This is a genomic window from Mycobacterium sp., from assembly GCF_032159565.1.
Classification (GTDB): domain Bacteria; phylum Actinomycetota; class Actinomycetes; order Mycobacteriales; family Mycobacteriaceae; genus Mycobacterium.
The window spans coordinates 37,530-55,396 of the sequence record NZ_JAVHWR010000032.1 but is presented as its reverse complement, the minus strand read 5'-3'; the positions used below and the strand labels follow the sequence as shown (position 1 = coordinate 55,396).

Below are 17,867 nucleotides of genomic sequence, written 5' to 3'. Positions count from 1 at the left end.
TCTCCCACTTGGGCCATTCGGTGTTGCCGATCTCGATCGCGATCGGCCCGCCGAGCGTCATGCCGTGCCGCACCCCGGCCAGGAGGGTGACATCGTCTTGTTCGAACTTCATCCGGGCGCCGCGGCCGTAGCCCAGCCTGCGGCGGCCGAGCTGACGGCCTATCTCCGCAGAGGTGATTTCGACGCCGGCAACCATACCCTCGACCACGGCCACCAGCGCGCGGCCGTGGGATTCACCAGCAGTGGTCCAACGCAACACGCGTCCCATCTTCCCACGTCGCAGTCTGCCTGCGGAAATCCGCGCATCCCCGGTATGGAGCGTCACCCGTTCGGTCTGTAGTTGCCATGCCGCCGCCCGCCCACATCGGCGGCGGGAGTTCCCTCCCGATGCGTGACCTGATCCGGATCGCCGCCAACTCAATCCACTACCTGGCACACCGGCACACTCGCCTGGACCGACGGCACCGGCCCACCCCAAATCAACCTCGCACATCGGCCGGACGAACTACTCGCCGAACTCTACGAACTGACGGCTAAGCGATGACGAGCGCCGTTGCGACCAGCGTCGCCACACACATCGACGGGCCGTGCGGCACGGTGTCGTCGGGGCGCCGACAGACCACCGAGACGCATGCCAACGCGGCGGTCAGCAGCGGTGCAGCGATGGCTGCCAACACCCACACGTCGTATCCGAAGGCGCCCGTCAGGCCACCGAGCCCCACGGCGAGTTTCACATCACCGGCACCCATCGCCGCGGGAGCGATCACGTGCACGACGAGATACAGGACCGCCAGACTGATCGCTCCGACCAACGCGGGCACGCCTCGTCCCGCAGAGGTGGCCGCTGCGAGTATCGCCAGCGCGCCCGGCATCGTCAGCCAGTTCGGCAGGCGACGCTCGCGGATGTCGTACACGCTCAGCACCACAAGCCATGCGACCACGCAGGCGCCGGCCGCCCTCGCCCCCATTCAATGATGCTAATCGCCCCGAACTGCCGCTCTCATCGCCTCTTTCGGGGCCGGCAGCCCGGTGAACTGCTCGACCTGTGCATAGGCCTGGTACAGCAGCATCTGCAGTCCGCTGATGACTCTGCCGCCTTGTGCCTCGACTGCCGATGCAAGCGGCGTCGGCCACGGTTCGTAGATCGCGTCGAGCAGTACCGGCGTTCCCGACAGCGCCGCAGCGTAACGCTCGGCCGCCTCGGCCGGAATCGTGCTCACGACGACGGACACCGCAGCGACGACGGAAGGCAGCTCGGGCCCATCGATGTCGAGCCAGCCCGTCTCGGCGCCCAGCCGGGTTGCGAGATCCACGACAGCGGCCGCTTTCTCGCGGTTTCGCGCGGCCACGGTGATCCGGTGCACGCCGAGCTCCGCCAATCCAACCACCACGGCCGGCGCTGTTCCGCCGGAACCGACCACGACGGCATGGCCCGACGCTTCGCCCAGCGCGCCGGTCACCCCGTCGACATCGGTGTTGTCGGCGCGCCATCCCGTCGGCGTACGGACGAGGGTGTTCGCCGCGCCGACCAGCTCCGCGCGCCCGGTGCGCTCGTCGGCAAACCGCAGCGCCGCGAACTTACCCGGCATCGTCACCGACACGCCGATCCATTCCGGGCCGAAACCGTTTACGACCGAAGGCAATTCGTCCGCCGTGCAATCGATGCGGTCGTACGTCCAGTCGTCGAGACCCAAGGCCCGGTAGGCCGCCATATGCAACTGCGGCGAGCGTGAGTGGGCGATCGGCGAGCCAAGTACGCCCGCCTTGCGTGCGCTATCGGGCGCTGTCGAGGACACCGTTGCGCTTCGCGAGTTCGATGTTCGCCAGGTGCTGCGGATAATCCCGGGTGAAGAGCGTCGTGCCCTGCAGATCGATGGTGACGAAGTACAGCCAATCCCCGTCCGCGGGGCGTTCGGCGGCGGCCAGCGCTTCCGAGCCCGGCGAGCAGATCGGCGTGGCTGGAAGCCCGTCGCGCACATAGGTGTTCCACGGGGTCGCTTTCGCGCGGTCGGCGTCGGTGGTCGCGACCTCCTGGCGGTCCAGCGAGTAGTTCACCGTGGAGTCGAACTCCAGCCTGCGGTGATCCGGTGCAACCAAGCGGTTGTAGATGACGCGCGCCACCTTGTCGAAGTCCTGCGGTTTGGCTTCCCGCTGCACCAACGAAGCGACGGTCAGAATCTGATACGGCGTCATGCTCAACGACTTCGCGGTATCCAGCAGCCCACCCTGCGCGTATTGATAGGCGCTTTGGCCGACGAGCGTCGACAGGATGTCCTTCGGCGACGCGGAGGGATCGACGTCCCACGACCCCGGCGCAATCAAGCCTTCCAGCCTGCGATGGTCCTCACCCATGGCTTGCACCGGCTTGGTCGCCCAGTCCGGCACAGCCAACTCCGACAGCGATGCGGAGGCCGCCGCGTCGCGAAGGTCGTCGGCCGAAACACAGCGCCGGTCTCCGTCGAGGTCCACACAGGTCGCGTTGGAAATCAGGGTGAAGATACCGTCGGTGACATCGTTGGTCTTGACGTCCTGGATGTCGTCGAGCTGGCGGCCTTCGGGAATGACCAGTTTGCCGACGCGGTTCTGCGGATCCGCCAACCGGGCAACGGCGCCCGACGCGGGTATCTCGGTGCGCAGCTTGTAGAAACCGGGCTGGATGGCCTGGATCGCGGCGTTGTCCTGAGCGGCGTTGACGAATGCCCGCGATGTCGCGACCACCTTCTGGTCTTCGAGCGTCTTGCCGATGGTCGTGGTCGAGTCACCCTCGTGGACCTGGATGACGACGTCCGACCTGCCTTCGCCGGAATAGTCGGAGCTTGCCCCGAAGACGTTGTGCCACAACCGGGAGCCGAGGAAAACGGCGCCGATCACGATGACGATGAGCACGCAGAGCGTGACACTGCGGACCAACCGATGTCTGCGGCGACGCCGGGCTTCGCGCATCCGGTCGGCGCGGCTCATTCGACGCCGCGGCGGGCCCACCGCTACCGGCTGCGGACGTTCGCGCTCCCAGGCGTCAGGCATTGCCGACCTCGTTGAGTGCGACCCGCCGCTGATCCAGCCAGCTCTGCAGTATTCCGACCGCTGCGGCCTGGTCGATCATCGCCTTCTGTCCCCTGGCCCGGACACCGGCTTCCCGCAGTGAGCGTTGCGCGCTGACAGTGGTCAGCCGTTCGTCGGCCATCCGCACCGGAGTGGGCGAAACGCGACGCGCCAGATCCTCCGCGAGAGAGATGGCGTCTTCGGCCGACGGACCGGTCCGATCGGCGAGTGTGCGCGGCAGTCCGACCACCACTTCAACAGCGTCCAATTCGTTGACGAGTTGGGTCAGCCGTCGCATATGGCGGTCCGTTCTGTCACGGCGGACGGTCTCCACCGGTGTGGCGAGGATGCAGTCAGGGTCGCTCACCGCGACGCCGATCCGAACACTTCCGACGTCGATACCCACCCGTCGTCCCCGTCCGGGATCATCGCCTCCAGGCCGATCCGGCGGACGGTTTTCTGGGTTCGGCACGTGGTTAGCTCCGGCCTATCTCCGCGCGCAGCGCGGCGAGCGCGGCGTCGATGCCTGCGGCTCCCTTGCCGGAGCCCTGAGCCAGGTCCGCCTTGCCGCCGCCGCGGCCGTTCACCGCCGCACCCAGCTCCTTGACCAGCTCGTTGGCCTTCAGCCCGAGGTCCTGGGCGGCCGGGTTGACGGCCACCACGAACGGCACGGCGTCGTTGTCGCCCTCCGCGATCAGCGCGATCACCGCAGGCTCGGAGCCGATCTTGCCGCGGATGTCGCCGACGAGACTGCGCAGGTCCCCTGCCGATGTGCCACCGGCCATCCGCTGCGCCACGACACGGACCCGACCGATCCGCTCGGCTCCCGCTGCGGCATTCACTGCGGCTGCCCTCGCACCGGCCAGCCGCATCTTGTCGAGTTCCTTCTCGGCGGTCTTCAACCGATCCACCAGCTGGGCCACCCGTGCGGGCACCTCTTCCGAGGGCACCTTCAGCGACGACGCCAGGCCCGCCATCAATGCTCGTTCCTTGGCGAGATGGCGGAACGAGTCGAGGCCGACGTAGGCCTCCACTCGCCGCACACCCGAGCCGACCGACGATTCACCGAGGATCGTGACGGGGCCGATCTGCGCGGAGTTGCGGACGTGCGTGCCGCCGCACAGCTCGAGCGAGAACGGGCCGCCGATCTCGACCACCCGCACCTCGTCGGGATAGGCCTCGCCGAACAGCGCCATCGCGCCCATCGCCTTGGCCTTCTCGAGGTCGGTGGTGAAACTGTGCACTTCGAAGTCGGCTTCGACGGCCTCGTTGGTGACCTCTTCGATCTGGGTGCGCTGATCCTCGGACAACGAACCCTGCCAGTTGAAGTCGAACCGCAGGTATCCGGGACGGTTCAGCGAGCCGGCCTGAACAGCGTTGGGGCCCAGCACTTGTCGCAGCGCGGCATGCACCATGTGGGTGCCGGAGTGGCCCTGGGTGGCGCCATGCCGCCATCGCGGGTCCACGGTGGCGACGACCGTGTCACCCTCGACGAACTCCCCTGACTCCATGTTGATGCGATGCGCCCACAGTGTCTTGGCGATCTTCTGCACGTCGGTGACGGCCGCCTTCGCCGTGCCGGATGCGGCCGTACCGGTGATGCTGCCCTCGTCGGCGATCTGGCCGCCGGACTCGGCGTAGAACGGCGTGCGGTCGAGGATCAGCTCGACGCGCTCGGCCTGGTGGCAGTCGTGCGACACGACCGGCACCCGTCTGCCGTCGACGAAGATGCCGAGAATTCTTGCCTCGGTTGTCAATTCGTCGAACCCGGTGAACTCGGTCGGGCCGGCGTCGACCAGCTCGCGGTAGGCCGACAGGTCGGTGTGCGCCTGCTTGCGGGCAGCGGCGTCGGCCTTCGCGCGCTGCCGCTGCTGCGCCATCAGGCCGCGGAAGCCCTCTTCGTCGACGCTCAGGCCGGCTTCGGCGGCCATCTCGAGGGTCAGCTCGAGCGGAAAGCCGTACGTGTCGTGCAAGGTGAACGCATCGGTTCCGGACAGCACGGCGGTACCCGCCTGCTTCGTCGCACGGGCGGCGTCGTCGAAGAGCCGTGAACCCGATGCCAGCGTGCGGTTGAACGCCGTCTCCTCAGCCACCGCGATGCGCTGGATCCGGTCGAAGTCGTTGACCAGTTCCGGATAGGACGACCCCATCGCGTCGCGCACCGTGACCATGATGTCGCCGACGATCGGCTCGTTGATGCCAAGCAGCTTGGCGGACCTGATCACGCGGCGCAGCAGGCGGCGCAGCACATAGCCGCGACCGTCGTTGCCGGGGCTCACGCCGTCGGCGATGATGATCGCCGCGGTGCGGCTGTGGTCGGCGATGATCCGGTAGCGGACGTCGTCGTCGTGACTGCCCTCGCCGTATCCACGCGGCGCCTTGCCCGCGACGAGGTCTATCACCGGCCGCAGCAGGTCCGTCTCGTAGACGTTGTCGACGCCCTGAAGCAGGCAGGCGACGCGTTCGATGCCCATGCCGGTGTCGATGTTCTTGCGCGGCAGCGGTCCGAGGATCTCGAAGTTGTCCTTCGAGGTGCCCTCACCGCGCACGTTCTGCATGAACACGAGATTCCAGATCTCGATGTAGCGGTCCTCGTTGGCCGCCGGGCCACCCTCGATGCCGTACTCGGGGCCGCGGTCGTAATAAATCTCAGACGACGGGCCGCACGGTCCCGGGATGCCCATCGACCAATAGTTGTCCGCCATTCCGCGTCGCTGGATCCGCTCGGCCGGTATGCCGGCGACCTCCTGCCACAGATCGGCAGCCTCGTCATCGTCGAGATAGACCGTGGCCCAGATCTTTTCGGGATCAAAGCCATAGCCACCCTGGTCGACGGGGTTCGTCAGCAGCGTCCAAGCCAGTTCGATGGCGCCCTTCTTGAAGTAGTCGCCGAACGAGAAGTTCCCCGCCATCTGAAAGAACGTGTTGTGTCGGGTGGTGATGCCGACCTCGTCGATGTCGGGCGTGCGGATGCACTTCTGAATACTGGTCGCACGCTTCCACGGTGCGGTGCGCTGGCCGAGGAAGTACGGCACGAACTGCACCATGCCCGCGTTGACGAACAGCAGGTTGGGATCGTCGAGGATCACAGAGGCGCTGGGCACCTCCGTGTGACCCGCGTTCACGAAGTGATCGAGGAATCGCTTCCTGATCTCGTGTGTCTGCACTTCCCGCTGTCCTCTGTGTTTTGGGTGTGGTACTCGCTCATGTCCATGAGATCAACCGACCGCACTACAGTACCGGTCAGTTTTGTCGCGCCTTCATCAGCCGTTTATGAAGCTCAACCGTACGGATCGGCGCGGGTTGTCCCTGTTCAAGTCAACGAGAACGACGCTCTGCCAAGTTCCCAGCAGAGGTTGGCCGCCCTGCACCGGCACCGTCACCGAGGGCGCCACAAGAGCGGGCAGCACATGGTCGGCGCCGTGGCCTGGCGAGCCGTGGGCGTGGCGGTAACGGTCATCGCGGGGCAGCAGGTTCTCCAGAGTTTCGACGAGGTCGTCGTCGGAGCCCGCGCCGGTTTCGATGATCGCCACGCCTGCGGTGGCATGCGGCACGAAGACGTTGCAGAGGCCATCCCGGTGACCAGCGCAGAAAGAACGGACTTGGTCGGTCAGGTCGACGATGCGCCGCTTCGCGGTGTCGACGTCGAGTAGATCGGTTTCCATGAATTCGAGCGTACGAGCAGGAGTCCGCCAGGGGTCTGAGTGATGGAGTCCGTGCCGGAACCGGTTGACCTAGCAATCTTGAATCTCTGCACGCACCTTGACGACGAGCTACCGGCTGGGACGTCTTCGGCGGGCGGCCAGAGGAGTTCCCGCGAATGGCGGCCAACCCGCTCGACGGTTAGGCGGTGGTCGCTCGATCCACGAAAAACCTGTGGTACTTCGGCTTCTCAGTAGTGACCGGGGTCATATTCGGCGTTGTCGTCGGCATCGCTGATGCCGTCGTTGTCCTGATCGGTGTCGTTCCAGGCGTCGATACCCGGCTGATTCTGCTGTTGCTGCCATAAGTCAAGACCCTGCTGAACTTCAGCTCCGGTCGGTCCGCCGGTAGTCGACACGTAGTAGCAGAGTTTGGAGTTTCTCGCGGCGGTCATGTACGCCGCGGCGCCGGCAGGTGGTATCCCATTGCGCTGGCTCAGCGCACAGAGCAGGTAGCCAAGCTTCAGCTCGTTCGCGTCCTGCCCGTGGATGTGCATGCCATTGGCGTCGAGGAGACCGATGTAGTCGGCTTCGACAGACGACGGGGCAGGGCGCTGGCCGCGGCTGTCGGCGCACTGACGATCCCGAGCGCGACGGCGCCGAGCGCGGCGGCGCCGATACCAACCGCGGCGACGGCGCGTTTGGCCTTCGGGGAGGGTGTCGTTTCTTTGCTCATGTGGTCCTTCCGGATGGTGTCGGCTGAGCGCGCGCCCGGTGCACAGGCCGCTCTCAGCACCTTCGTGGTGAGCCGAGCGTAAATGGACGGACAGCTACGGCGCAGATCTCGATGGCAAACTTGCGCCAGTTACTTCACGGGACAAATAAAAATTGGCGGCGGTGAGGTCCATTTCCAACGAAATGCCAGCGCAACTGCACATATTGCGGGTCAGGCGGCGACGAGGATTGACCGAAATTGCACCACCAGCCGGTCATCCACGAAACGAATTCAATCTTCAGCAAACGTACAGCTTCGTTCTCAGTATGCCGCGCGCCGGTCAGCTCTCACGAAACGGCGAGGGTGCCGCGATGTGCTCTACCGGCGCCACGCTTTCCGACCGCATCAGGCACTCGCTGCGACGAACTCCGCTGCCGAAGCGAAATGTAACTCGAATACCCCACGTCTAGGGTTTCCTCAGTTAGACACGTTGAAAGGGCTTGTCTGAAGTGTGCTGAGTTGGGATCATTGCGTATGTTGTTCACGCTCGACCAGTTCTTTTATGACCCTGCCATCGTGCCGATTTTCTTCGCTATCGACGCGCTGCTGGCACTAGTCGGAATGATCATCAGAACGTTCTGATCTGCTGGCCACCGCTGACGCCGACGGGTAGGCGTTAGCTGCCGCGAGGCATGGAGATCAACCGGCTGCCGACTGCCTTCACCGTGTCGGGCAGCACGCGGCTCACAGTCCCGATGACCTTCGACGACACGGATCCACCGACAACGTTCTTGTCGCCGCTCATCAACGCCTCGAATCCCTGACGCGCAACCTGTGCCGGGTCGTCCTTGGGCATCTTGCCGACGAGCGTGTTCAACATTCCGGCGCGCGCGAAGAAGTTCGTGTCGGTGGGACCCGGCATCAAAGACGTGATTGTGATGGCGGTATCGCGCAGTTCGTCCTGCAGCGCTTCGGCGAACGACTGGATGAACGACTTCGACGCGTTGTAAACGGTCTGGTACGAGCCGGGCATCATCGATGCCACCGATGAAGTGAACAACACCTTGCCCTGTTCGCGGTTGGCCATGTCACGCAACACCAACTTGGCAAGATGAACCGTCGAGCGAACGTTCAGGTCGACAACAGCCAGATCGTCGGAAAGCTCGGTTTCGAGGAACATCCCTCCCTTCCCCACTCCGGCGTTGAGGGCGGCCACGTCGATCGCCCGTCCGCCCTCGATGGTGCTCTGATAGAGGTGGTCGACGCCCTCGGAGGTCCGCAGGTCCACCTGCACGGGATGAATCTCCGCGCTGAACTCAGACAGCTTCTGCGGCACGCCGAGGATTCCGTCGTCTTCGGCCGCGACGACCAGGTCGTAGCCGTTCTCTGCGAACAGTTTGGCCAGTTCGAGCCCAATTCCACTGGAGGCACCGGTGATCAGGGCAAGCTTTGCATCCGTCATGCGCGCGGGGCTACCCGCCGACATGACCACCAAACCAACTCGCCGGTGGATTGACGCTGGCGTTTATTTCTCCGAGGCCGAGGGTATTTCCTCTGCACCACTTACCGCCCTGGAGGAGTAGAGATGACCATCACCGGCGTTATCACCGCAATACTCATCGGCATCGTAGTCGGCGTGCTCGGCCGGCTGCTGGTACCGGGCAGGCAGCCCATCGGCATGCTCGTGACGGTTCTGATCGGCATCGTCGGCGCCTTCCTCGGTACGGCCATCGCCCGAGCACTCGGCATCCCCACTGTGACCAACGGCATCGACTGGTTGGAGCTGCTGGTGCAGGTGATCGTCGCAGCCCTCGGTGTCGCACTGGTCTCGGCGATGATGGGACGCAGGCGTACCGGCGTCACGGGAGGGCGCAGGCGTTCCAGCTTGTTCCGGTAACCGCATTTCCTGTCACGAGCCCGGCGGCTTCCCCCGGCTGCCGGGCTCGCGTGCGTTCACAGAGTTCTCAGTAGTTCGTCGAGCTTGTCGTAACCCTCGGTCATGCCGCCCTCCATGCCCGAGGACAGCAGCGCGTCGCGAGCCTCGGTGTTCGGGCAGACGGACCGACCACGCAACCGGCTACGGCCATCGCCGAGGTCCTCGAACCACATGAACTCGATGTTCACCATGTCGGGTGCGCCGTCGAATTCGAAGGTCTGGATGATGAGAGCGTTCTCGCGCACGGTGTGAAACGTTCCGTTGAAGCGAAAGTCGCCATGTTCGTTCGAGTGGACGTAGCGGTAGCCGCCATGGGTTCTGAAGTCCCACTCCTCGATCCGCATCTGCAGATCGTGTGGACCAAGCCACTGTTTGACCAGATCCGATTCGGCGTGCGCGCGGTACAGCGCCTGCACCGGGGCGTCGAACTCGCGGGTGAATTCCATCGCCAAGGTGTCGACCGGGGCTTGCAGAATGAGTGCGTTCGTCATTGCTTTCTCTCCTTCTTTCGCGGTTCGGTGAGGTCCGCCAGCAGAGCGTCAAGCCGGCGGTAATTGCGTTCGGCGTCAAGCCGATATCGGTCGATCCATGCCGTCAGCTCCTCCAGCGCTGCCGCGTCGAGATGGACCGGACGGCGCTGCGCATCGCGGGTCCTGGTGACCAGCCCGGCCTGCTCGAGCACCTGAATGTGTTTGGACACCGCTTGTTTCGTGATTTCGAACGGTTCGGCCAACTCATTGACGGTGGCAGGCCCGCGGGACAGTCGCGCAACGATGGCGCGTCTGACCGGATCGGCAAGCGCCATGAAGGCGCGGTCCATCCGTGCGTCGGCATCTCCGTCGCTCCGCACTTATCAACCTTCTGCTTTATCAATGAATTGGTTGATTACAAAATAGAAGTCGGCATGTGCGATGTCAAGGGGTCGCCTCGCGACGGATCCGACATTTGCAGGGAAAGTGCGAGTAACGCGCTACAGAAGTCGGTTTTCGCTGAAGAGCCAGTGGTCAGCGCTTGCGGCGGATGATCGCCCGTAGCTTGTCCAGGCGGCCCGCGATCTCCCGTTCGGCGCCGTGGTTGGTCGGCCGGTAGTAGTTCGCGCCAATCAGCTCGTCGGGCGGATACTGTTGCGGCACAACGCCATCTGGGTCGTCATGTGCGTACTTGTAACCGACCGCGTTGCCGAGGGCCTCGGCGCCGGAGTAGTGCCCGTCGCGCAGATGCGGCGGAACCAGCCCTGCCTTGCCCTGCCTGACGTCGCTCATCGCCGCGCCGAGCGCCGTGGTCACGGCGTTGGACTTCGGCGCCGTCGCGAGATGAACGGTGGCGTGCGCGAGCGTGAGTTGCGCTTCCGGCATACCGATCAGCGCCACCGTCTGCGCGGCGGCGACGGCGGTCTGCAGTGCCGTCGGATCCGCCATCCCGATGTCCTCGCTGGCCAAGATCATCAGCCTGCGGGCGACGAACCGCGGATCCTCCCCCGCGACCAGCATCCGGGCCAGATAGTGCAGCGCGGCGTCGACGTCGGACCCGCGGACGGATTTGATGAACGCGCTGATCACGTCGTAGTGCTGATCGCCGTCACGGTCGTAGCGAACCGCGGCCTTGTCGAGCGACTGCTCGATTGTCTCGACGGTGACCTGTTCCCCCGCCTCCGACGCAACCTCGAGCGCGGTCAGCGCTCTCCTGGCATCGCCAGCCGACAGCTGCACCAGCAGTTCCACCGCCTCGTCGGTGACCTTGACCTTTCCGCCGAGCCCGCGGGGATCCTCGATGGCACGGGTGACCAATACCCGGACATCGTCGGGGGTCAGGGGCTGCAACTGAAGGATCAGCGACCGCGACAGCAACGGAGCGACGACCGAGAACGAAGGGTTCTCCGTGGTGGCGGCGACCAGCAGCACCACCCGGTTCTCGACGGCCGACAGCAGCGCGTCCTGCTGGGTCTTGGAGAATCGGTGCACCTCGTCGATGAACAACACCGTCTGCTCGCCGTGCCGGAGGAGCGCGACGCGTGCCTTTTCTATCACGGCGCGGACTTCCTTCACCCCGGCCGACAGCGCGGAGAGCGCCTCGAACCGGCGGCCCGTCGACTGCGAGATCAGCGACGCCAGCGTGGTCTTGCCGGTGCCGGGCGGGCCGTAGAGGATGACCGACGCCGCGCCCGATCCCTCTACCAGGCGGCGCATCGGCGAGTTCGGCTGCAGCAGGTGATCCTGGCCGAGGACTTCGTCGAGCGAGGCAGGGCGCATCCGCACCGCCAGCGGGCTCGACGCACCCACGGGCCCCAACGCGGTTCCCGTCGAGGTCGGCTCGCCTGGGACGTCAAACAGACCGTCGGACACGCTCTCTGCTTACCACGCCGCTACGACTCGCATTGCGTGACGAAGTCGATCAGTTCCTCGACGCGGCCGATGAGCACGGGTTCCAGGTCATTCCAGTCGCGCACCTGGCCGCGGATCCGCTTCCATGCCCTGGCGATGTCCGCCTGTTGGGCATGCGGCCAGCCGAGTGCATCGCACACCCCGTGCTTCCAGTCCACACCGCGAGGGATCGACGGCCACGCCGCGATGCCGAGCCTGTCCGGCTTGACCGCCTGCCAGATATCGATGAACGGGTGGCCTACGACGAGCGTGTGCGGACCCCCTGAGCTCCGCCGCACCGCGTCGGCGATGCGCGCCTCCTTGGAGCCGGGGACCAAGTGATCGACCAGCACGCCCAGCCTGCGCGCCGGCCCTGGTCGGAACTCCTCGACGATGCCAGCCAGATCGTCGACCCCGCCGAGGTATTCGACGACCACGCCCTCTATCCGCAGATCGTCTCCCCATACCTGCTCGACCAGTTCAGCGTCATGTCGGCCCTCGACGTGGATGCGGCTCGACAGCGCCACCCTCGCCTTTGCGCCCGGCACCGCAACCGATCCGGACGCCGTGCGGGTGCTCGACGCCGCCGCCGCCCGCTGCGGCGCGGCCAGGATCACCGGCTTGCCGTCGATCAGGTAACCGGGACCGACGGGAAACGGCTTGCGGCGACCGCGCCTGTCCTCGAGTTCGATTCGGCCGTACTCGATACGGACCACCGCGCCCACATAGCCGGTCTGCGCGTCCTCCACCACCATGCCCATCTCGAGAGGCACCTCGGTGGATCGGGGTTTTCTGTGCGGGTTGTCGGCGAGGACATCCGTGCCATAGCGGTCAGCCACCGGGTGATCGTAGGGTCACACCCGTGCTGCTGAACCGCGACACGGCCGAGGGAATCGCCAACGGAAAGGTCACGCTTGTGTTGCGCCGCTGGGATGCTGCGCGCGCCAAGCCCGGTGGCACACAACGGACACCGGCGGGCACGATCTGCATCGACGCCGTCACCGAATACCCGGGCTCCCATCGGGTGACCGCCGCGCAGGCGCGCGCGGCAGGCTATCCCGATGCGAAATCCGCACAGGCAGATCTCGACCGCAGGACCGCGCGGCACACCTACGCGATCGAGGTGTCCTACCTCGCGCCCGACGAACGCCCGCAACTGGCCGCCGATGACCGCCTCAGCGAGTCCGACGTCGACACCATCAGCGCGCGCCTGCAGCGATGGGACGCCGCCGGTGAAGCACCGTGGACGCGGATGTATCTCGAGCTCATCGCCGCCAACGAAGCGGTTCGCGCTCCCGAACTGGCCTCCCGCGTCGGCTTGGAGACAGCGCGGTTCAAGCGCAGGGTGCGCCAGCTCAAGGGGCTCGGCCTGACCATCAGCCTCGACGTCGGGTACCGAATCTCACCGCGCGGCCGCGCATATCTGGACGCGTCCTAGAAGTCCGCGGGGTTCGGCCGGGCAACCGAGCGCGGCGTCAGACCGAGACCCCGCACATGCGTCGCGATCATTCCCAGGCCGGTGACCCACACGTCGTCGTGCGAACACACATACTCGATGAGCGAATCCAGAGCCTGTGCCCTCGACGGCCGCCCCGACAGAAACGGATGATTGGTCAGCACATACGCGCCGCCCTCGGCGCGCATCGCGTCGAACTCCAGCTTCCACATCTCGATTGCCTTGACAGGGCTTTCGATCAGGCCGCTGCCGCTGAACTCGGGCACGTAGCAGTACTGTTCCCAGTCGTCGAGCGCCCACTGAATCGGAATCTCCACCAGCGGCCCGCCGCCGGCGACCTCCAGCTCATAGGGGTGGTCGGTATCCATCAGGCTGCTGTCGTAGAGAAATCCCCTGTCGCGCAGCAACTTCGGCGAGTGCCAGTTCAACTCCCACATCGGCGCACGATAGCCCGTCGGACGCGAGCCGGTCACCGACTCCAGCACCTCTGAGGCCCGGTCGAGGATGACCGCCTCCTCCTGCTCGGTCTTGCCGCGCATGGGCTCGTGCAGGTAACCATGGTGCGCGATCTCGTGGCCGTGGTGGACGATCGAGCGGATCACGTCCGGATAGCGCACGGCGGTGTAGCCGGGAACGAAGAACGTCGACGTGACGTCATGCTTGGCAAGGACTTTCAGCAGCCTGGGCACCCCGGTGAGCGGACCGTAGGCCTGGTGGCTGATCGCGGACATCCGGTCGGCGTGTGAGGCATCGACACCCAGCAACGCCGACTCCGCGTCGACGTCGAACGAGAACGACGCCGCGCAACGGGCGCCGTTCGGCCACGGAACCGGTGGCACGCTCACGACCGCCTCCGCGCACCGGCCAGCAGAGCGAGGAACTCGTATGCCAGGTACGCGGCGGCGATACCGGTCAGCTCCGCGTGGTCGTAGGCGGGCGCCACCTCGACGATGTCGGCCCCGACGAGGTTGAGGCCCTCGAACCCGCGTACCACTTCGAGGAGTTCACGGCTGGTCAGGCCGCCGATCTCGGGTGTGCCGGTGCCGGGGGCATGGGCCGGGTCGAGCACGTCGATGTCGATCGACACGTAGAGCGGATGATCGCCGATGGCGTCCCTCAGCTGCGCGACCACATCTGCGACAGTACGTGTTTGGAACTCGCGGCAATGGATGATGGTGAACCCGAGTTCGGCGTCGGACGACAGGTCGTCGGGCGAATAGAGAGAACCGCGGATGCCGACGTGCGCGCTGTGCCCCGATACGAAGAGACCCTCCTCCGCGGCGCGGCGGAACGGTGTGCCGTGTGTGAGCGGCGCATCGAAGTAGGTGTCCCAGGTGTCGAGGTGCGCGTCGAAGTGCACGAGTGCCACCGGACCGTAGCTGCGATGATGTGCCCGCAGCAGGGGATACGCGATCGTATGATCGCCACCGATCGTGATGAGGCGTGCGCCGTCGGCCATCAGTGCCGACGCCTGCTCCTCGACCTGCTGGACCGCCTTGGCGATGTCGTATGGCGTACAAGCGATGTCGCCCGCGTCGACCACCTGCTGGGTGGCGAACGGCGAAACCTGCATCTGGGGGTGGTATGGCCGCAGCACGCGTGAGCACTGCCGGACATGGGCCGGGCCGAACCGCGCACCCGGCCGGTAGCTGACACCTGTGTCGAACGGAACTCCGACGACCGCGACGTCGTAGCTCGGCACGTCGCCGATGCGGGGCAGCCGCGCGAACGTGGAGAAGCCGGCATAGCGCGGAACGACGGTGCCGTCGACCGGCTGGACCGGCTGATTGTCGCTCATGCCCGACATCGTGTCGTCCCTCCGTTGATCTGGATGGTCTGGCCGACGAACGCACCGAGGTCTCGGCGGGCCAACAGGGAGACCGCCGCGGCGATCTCCTTCGGCTTCCCGATGCGGCCGAGCGGTATCGCGCGCTCGTACTCCCTGTGCATCTCGGCGAGGGTGAGACCCGCGTCGTCGGCGTCGACCTGAAGCTGCGGGGTGTCGACGATCCCGGGGGCGATTCCGTTGACCGTGATGTGCTCGGGCGCCAGCTCGCGCCCGAGTGATTTCGTCAACGCGATCAGACCGGCCTTGGACCCGGCGTACGCGGTGGCATTCGGCCACCCGACCACACCCCATTCGGATGCGATGATGACGATGTTGCCACCACCTCGCTGCCGCATGCCGGCGAGAACGGCCTGCACCAGGTAAACCGTGCCGGACAGGTTGGTGTCGAGGATCTTCCACCAGTCCTCGTCGGCGTGATCGGTGAACGGCGCCATGGTCATGTAGGCCGCATTGCACACCAGGATGTCCACCGGCCCGCGGGTGCGCTCGACGTCGGCAACCATGCCGGCGACGGCGTCGGGATCCGAAACGTCTGCCGCAGCGGGGAATCCGCCTGTGGCGGCGACCACCCCATCCATCCTGTGATCGCGGACCCGTCCGTTGACTCCGACGGCCGCGCCCTCGTCGGCCAACCTCTCGGCGATGGCCGCGCCGATGCCCTGGGTCGCGCCGGTGACCAAGGCGATGCGTCCGCCATGGTGTCCTTGCGGCATGTCAGATCACCGCGCCGCTGTTCGGCGACAGCACCTCGCCGGTGCAGAACCCTGCGTCGTCACTGACCAGATAGCGCACCACTTCTGCGATCTCGCCGGGCCGCGCCAGCCGCCGTGCAGGCAGCGTCGCCAGGTAATCGGCTGCCCGCCATGGTGAGTCGGGTGCGAGCAGCGGCGTGTCGGTGGGTCCCGGTGCGACGGCGTTTACCCGGATGCCGTGCTCGGCGACTTCGACGGCGAGGCTGCGCACGACTCCGATGATGGCGCCCTTGGCGGCGGCGTAGTGAGCCCCGCCTTCGCCACCGCCCACGGCCAACTCGGAGGTGACGGCGACGATGGATCCGCGGCGGCGCGCGATCATCGACGGCAGTACGGCAGTCGCGACATTGCGGAGGCCACCGACGTGTACCCGCAGCATGCGGTGCAGTTGCTCGTGCGTGATGTCGGCTATCGGCGTGGTCTCGTAATGTCCCGCCGCACTGACCGCCACGTCGACGGGGCCGAGGTCTCCTGCGATCTTCTGCAGGGCCGCAGCGACGGCGGCGGGGTCGGCGATGTCGACGACATACGGTGCGGCATCGTTGAGATCAAGTCCCGCAACGCGGTAGCCGTCCTGCTCGAGCACCGCGGCGATGGCAGCACCGATGCCCGACGACGATCCGGTGACTACGGCGACGCCGGTCATTGCGGAGGCGGTGTGCCGGCGAGGCGTTCGGCGATCGGCGCCTGAATGCCGCGGCGCACCGACAGGTAGATCAGGCCGCCGACCACCGCCAGCGCCACGGTCGTCAGCACGCTGGCCCAGTTGATGAACCAGGGCTGGTCGGGTTGGGTGCGCGGCCATGCGACGTTGACCGTCTCGAAGATGATCCACAGAGAGGCGATGTAGGTGATCGGTGCACCCCACCGACGGAGGTTGAACGGTCCGGGTCGCCATTTGCCGGTCAGGCGGGCGAGGGCGGCGCCGATCACCGGCACGCCGAAGGCGATGTAGAAGCCGATGATGTTGAAGTTCACCAGGATGCTGTAGAACTGCGTGCCCGCCAGCAGAACGAACACGATCGCGACGATTGCCGTCAGCGCGATGGCGTTGACCGGCAACCGCTCGGGTCCGGCCAGTCCGCCAAGCACCTTCGAGCCCGGCAGGCTGCGATCGCGCGCCGCACCCCAGATGCACCGGGATACCGCCGCCTGCACGGCAAGGAAGCTCGACACGAAGCCGATCACGAACATGGCGAGTAGCGGTTTGGTCACGCCCTCGCCGAGATGCGTGGTGAGGGTGTCGGCCACGACGTCGCCGGACTGCGCGGCGACGACACCGGGCAGGTCGGGAATCGAAAGGATAAGCGCCGCAGCGGAGAACATCACCACGAGCCCGACGAGGAGCAGCGCAAGGATGATCGCCTTGGGCACATTGCGTTCCGGCTCGTCGACCTCCTCGGCCACCGATCCGGCCGCCTCGAACCCGAGAAACGACCAGCCGACGTACGCGATGGCCAGCAGCATCGGGCCGGACGCCCACGAGGCGGCGTCGGGTATACCCGCGCTGGAGAACAGCACCGAGAACGGGTTCTCCCGGTAGAACAGCAGCAGCACCAGACCGAGGCCCAGCGAGCCGACGACCTCGCACGTGATGCTGATGGCCACCATGATCTTCAAGACTCTCCGGCCCACCATGTTCACCGCGGTGCCGACAAGGACGATCGCGATCGCGACCGACGCGATCTGCCAACGGTTGGGTTCGCCGACGCCGAAGATGTTGAGCAGGAAGCCGGCGGCCGCATACGACAGCGTGCCGAGCGCGAGCGTCAGCCCCCACATGTAGGCCCATGCGGCCACCCAGCCCCACGTGGTGCCCTGGACGTGACGCGACCACTGGTAGACGCTGCCGGCGTACGGCCAGCGCGATGCCAGCTCGCCGAACACCGCCGCCACCATCAGCTGTCCGATGAGCACGATCGGGAACGCCCAGAAGAACTTCGGCCCCGCGGCGAACAGCCCGAGCGTGAAGATCGCGTACACCGCGGCGATCGGTGACACGTCGGCGAAGGCCAGCGACAGCGCCGAGCGAAAGCTGAAGCCACGCTGCAGCCGCTCCGGAGCGGGTTCGGAAACGGTGCTGGTGTCGATCGATTCGGCCATGTCGGCTCCCGTC

21 protein-coding genes are annotated in these 17,867 nt (G+C 66.1%); 3 read left to right on the top strand and 18 right to left on the bottom strand.

Annotation, left to right across the window (positions count from 1 at the left end; all coding sequences use genetic code 11):
• The 8 genes from QOC76_RS04295 to QOC76_RS04260 all read right to left on the bottom strand — a co-directional run.
• Window positions 1–259, bottom strand: a 259-nt coding sequence (locus tag QOC76_RS04295) for a chorismate synthase (RefSeq protein WP_526354525.1), incomplete at its 3' end; no start/stop codon positions are given.
• Between the two features lie 274 nt (window positions 260–533).
• Complete coding sequence (locus QOC76_RS04290) at window positions 534–968, bottom strand: prepilin peptidase (protein WP_526354521.1); 435 nt, start codon at window positions 966–968, stop codon at window positions 534–536.
• Between the two features lie 9 nt (window positions 969–977).
• On the bottom strand, window positions 978–1,796 hold the full coding sequence (locus tag QOC76_RS04285) for a shikimate dehydrogenase (RefSeq protein ID WP_526354519.1): 819 nt from the start codon (window positions 1,794–1,796) through the stop codon (window positions 978–980).
• Window positions 1,774–3,024: an endolytic transglycosylase MltG gene (gene mltG, locus QOC76_RS04280; protein ID WP_526354517.1), complete on the bottom strand. Its 1,251-nt coding sequence runs from the start codon at window positions 3,022–3,024 to the stop codon at window positions 1,774–1,776. Before mltG ends, QOC76_RS04285 begins: the two co-directional genes overlap by 23 nt.
• Window positions 3,017–3,514 (bottom strand): Holliday junction resolvase RuvX, encoded by a 498-nt coding sequence (gene ruvX / locus QOC76_RS04275; protein WP_526354515.1) that lies wholly within the window; start codon window positions 3,512–3,514, stop codon window positions 3,017–3,019. Before ruvX ends, mltG begins: the two co-directional genes overlap by 8 nt.
• 4 nt (window positions 3,515–3,518) lie before the next feature.
• Complete coding sequence (alaS, locus tag QOC76_RS04270; RefSeq protein ID WP_526354513.1) at window positions 3,519–6,209, bottom strand: alanine--tRNA ligase; 2,691 nt, start codon at window positions 6,207–6,209, stop codon at window positions 3,519–3,521.
• A gap of 96 nt (window positions 6,210–6,305) precedes the next feature.
• Complete coding sequence (locus tag QOC76_RS04265; RefSeq protein WP_526354511.1) at window positions 6,306–6,707, bottom strand: secondary thiamine-phosphate synthase enzyme YjbQ; 402 nt, start codon at window positions 6,705–6,707, stop codon at window positions 6,306–6,308.
• 227 nt (window positions 6,708–6,934) lie between these two features.
• Entirely contained in the window at window positions 6,935–7,240 is a 306-nt protein-coding gene (locus QOC76_RS04260; protein ID WP_526354509.1) for a hypothetical protein, read from the bottom strand.
• Here QOC76_RS04260 and QOC76_RS04255 point away from each other — a divergent pair.
• Window positions 7,229–7,501 carry a hypothetical protein gene (locus QOC76_RS04255; RefSeq protein ID WP_526354507.1) on the top strand — a complete coding sequence of 91 codons (273 nt, stop codon included), beginning with the start codon at window positions 7,229–7,231 and terminating at the stop codon, window positions 7,499–7,501. The genes QOC76_RS04260 and QOC76_RS04255 overlap by 12 nt on opposite strands.
• 573 nt (window positions 7,502–8,074) lie before the next feature.
• On the opposite strand, the gene QOC76_RS04250 is transcribed toward QOC76_RS04255, so the two are convergent.
• Window positions 8,075–8,860, bottom strand: a complete 786-nt coding sequence (locus QOC76_RS04250; RefSeq protein WP_526354505.1) for an SDR family NAD(P)-dependent oxidoreductase — start codon at window positions 8,858–8,860, stop codon at window positions 8,075–8,077.
• Between the two features lie 123 nt (window positions 8,861–8,983).
• Between QOC76_RS04250 and QOC76_RS04245 the strand changes: the two genes are divergently transcribed.
• Window positions 8,984–9,295: a GlsB/YeaQ/YmgE family stress response membrane protein gene (locus QOC76_RS04245; protein WP_526354503.1), complete on the top strand. Its 312-nt coding sequence runs from the start codon at window positions 8,984–8,986 to the stop codon at window positions 9,293–9,295.
• Between the two features lie 56 nt (window positions 9,296–9,351).
• Here QOC76_RS04245 and QOC76_RS04240 read toward each other — a convergent pair whose 3' ends face one another.
• The 4 genes from QOC76_RS04240 to QOC76_RS04225 all read right to left on the bottom strand — a co-directional run bounded on the left by QOC76_RS04240 (window position 9,352) and on the right by QOC76_RS04225 (window position 12,533).
• Window positions 9,352–9,825 (bottom strand): SRPBCC family protein, encoded by a 474-nt coding sequence (locus tag QOC76_RS04240; protein WP_526354501.1) that lies wholly within the window; start codon window positions 9,823–9,825, stop codon window positions 9,352–9,354.
• On the bottom strand, window positions 9,822–10,154 hold the full coding sequence (locus QOC76_RS04235) for an ArsR/SmtB family transcription factor (protein WP_526354523.1): 333 nt from the start codon (window positions 10,152–10,154) through the stop codon (window positions 9,822–9,824). The genes QOC76_RS04240 and QOC76_RS04235 overlap by 4 nt, the downstream gene beginning before the upstream one ends.
• A 184-nt stretch (window positions 10,155–10,338) precedes the next feature.
• Window positions 10,339–11,676 carry a replication-associated recombination protein A gene (locus tag QOC76_RS04230; RefSeq protein WP_526354499.1) on the bottom strand — a complete coding sequence of 446 codons (1,338 nt, stop codon included), beginning with the start codon at window positions 11,674–11,676 and terminating at the stop codon, window positions 10,339–10,341.
• Window positions 11,677–11,696: 20 nt separating this feature from the next.
• Entirely contained in the window at window positions 11,697–12,533 is an 837-nt protein-coding gene (locus tag QOC76_RS04225; RefSeq protein WP_526354497.1) for a DUF3097 family protein, read from the bottom strand.
• Window positions 12,534–12,556: 23 nt separating this feature from the next.
• On the opposite strand from QOC76_RS04225, the gene QOC76_RS04220 reads away from it, so the two are divergent.
• The gene (locus QOC76_RS04220; RefSeq protein ID WP_526354495.1) at window positions 12,557–13,132 is read left to right on the top strand and encodes a hypothetical protein; all 576 of its coding nucleotides are present in this window, start codon (window positions 12,557–12,559) and stop codon (window positions 13,130–13,132) included.
• On the opposite strand, the gene QOC76_RS04215 is transcribed toward QOC76_RS04220, so the two are convergent.
• From QOC76_RS04215 to QOC76_RS04195, 5 genes are read right to left on the bottom strand one after another with little or no spacing between them, the layout of a single operon-like run.
• Window positions 13,129–13,995 (bottom strand): polysaccharide deacetylase family protein, encoded by an 867-nt coding sequence (locus tag QOC76_RS04215; protein ID WP_526354493.1) that lies wholly within the window; start codon window positions 13,993–13,995, stop codon window positions 13,129–13,131. The two genes, QOC76_RS04220 and QOC76_RS04215, sit on opposite strands and share 4 nt — an antisense overlap.
• Complete coding sequence (gene speB / locus QOC76_RS04210) at window positions 13,992–14,948, bottom strand: agmatinase (protein WP_526354491.1); 957 nt, start codon at window positions 14,946–14,948, stop codon at window positions 13,992–13,994. Before speB ends, QOC76_RS04215 begins: the two co-directional genes overlap by 4 nt.
• Window positions 14,945–15,712 carry an SDR family NAD(P)-dependent oxidoreductase gene (locus QOC76_RS04205; RefSeq protein WP_526354489.1) on the bottom strand — a complete coding sequence of 256 codons (768 nt, stop codon included), beginning with the start codon at window positions 15,710–15,712 and terminating at the stop codon, window positions 14,945–14,947. The genes speB and QOC76_RS04205 overlap by 4 nt, the downstream gene beginning before the upstream one ends.
• A 1-nt stretch (window position 15,713) precedes the next feature.
• On the bottom strand, window positions 15,714–16,397 hold the full coding sequence (locus QOC76_RS04200) for an SDR family NAD(P)-dependent oxidoreductase (RefSeq protein WP_526354487.1): 684 nt from the start codon (window positions 16,395–16,397) through the stop codon (window positions 15,714–15,716).
• A complete protein-coding gene (locus QOC76_RS04195; protein WP_526354485.1) occupies window positions 16,394–17,854 on the bottom strand; it encodes an amino acid permease in 1,461 nt (486 codons plus the stop codon). Before QOC76_RS04195 ends, QOC76_RS04200 begins: the two co-directional genes overlap by 4 nt.
• Window positions 17,855–17,867: the final 13 nt, after the last annotated feature.